This window comes from Burkholderia sp. FL-7-2-10-S1-D7 (genome assembly GCF_001524185.1).
Classification (GTDB): Bacteria; Pseudomonadota; Gammaproteobacteria; order Burkholderiales; family Burkholderiaceae; genus Burkholderia; species Burkholderia diffusa.
Genome location: NZ_LOWY01000058.1, coordinates 1 through 731, shown reverse-complemented (window position 1 = coordinate 731; position 731 = coordinate 1). Strand labels below are relative to the sequence as shown.

1 protein-coding gene is annotated in these 731 nt (G+C 64.3%); it reads left to right on the top strand.

Translation table 11 applies throughout. The features are described 5' to 3' along the window. Positions 1-731, top strand: a 731-nt coding sequence (locus tag WS75_RS19425) for a 3-hydroxybutyrate dehydrogenase (protein WP_059682221.1), incomplete at both ends; no start/stop codon positions are given.

Sequence of the window (731 nt, the reverse complement as noted above, 5' to 3'; positions counted from 1 at the left end):
GGCAAGACCGCAGTCGTCACGGGCGCCGCAAGCGGCATCGGCAAGGAAATCGCACTGGAGCTCGCGAAGGCGGGCGCAGCGGTCGCGATCGCCGACCTGAACCAGGACGGCGCAAATGCGGTCGCCGACGAGATCAACAAGGCAGGCGGCAAGGCGATCGGCGTCGCGATGGACGTGACCAGCGAGGAAGCGGTCAACAGCGGTATCGACAAGGTGGCCGAAACGTTCGGCTCGGTCGACATCCTCGTGTCGAACGCGGGCATCCAGATCGTCAACCCGATCGAAAACTATTCGTTCGCCGACTGGAAGAAGATGCAGGCGATCCACGTCGACGGTGCGTTCCTGACGACCAAGGCCGCGCTCAAGCACATGTACAAGGACGATCGCGGCGGCGTCGTGATCTACATGGGCTCGGTGCACTCGCACGAAGCATCGCCGCTGAAGTCGGCGTACGTGACGGCCAAGCACGGGCTGCTCGGTCTCGCGCGTGTGCTGGCGAAGGAAGGCGCGAAGCACAACGTGCGCTCGCACGTCGTGTGTCCGGGTTTCGTGCGCACACCGCTGGTCGACAAGCAGATTCCGGAGCAGGCGAAGGAGCTCGAGATCAGCGAAGAAGAAGTGGTGAAGAAGGTGATGCTCGGCAACACGGTCGACGGCGTGTTCACGACGGTGCAGGACGTCGCGCAGACGGTGCTGTTCCTGTCGGCGTTCCCGAGCGCCGCGCTCACGGG